Here is a 238-nt window from a genome sequence, read left to right on the forward strand (position 1 = left end):
GAACCCATGCCTGAATCGCTTTACCAGAAAATGCTGGCCGCAAAAAATTATCAAAGTGGCATGCAAACCGTACGCCAGATTGAATTTGCCCTGTTTGACATGCTTTTGCACCTGCGTACCAGCCAGACCTCTATTGAAGATGTCCTGTCCCTGCTTAATGAAGTACGCAAAGAAGTGGCCGTTATCATTCCACCGTCATGGCATCGCTTCCCGCATAATTTCTCCCACTTGTTTGCTG

At 47.5% G+C, this 238-nt stretch carries 1 protein-coding gene; it reads left to right on the forward strand.

The features are described 5' to 3' along the window. Positions 1–238, forward strand: a 238-nt coding sequence (locus AC3II9_RS22475; protein WP_489158991.1) for a M3 family metallopeptidase, incomplete at both ends; no start/stop codon positions are given.

The sequence above is a fragment of the Lysinibacillus sp. RU7 genome (genome assembly GCF_057837305.1).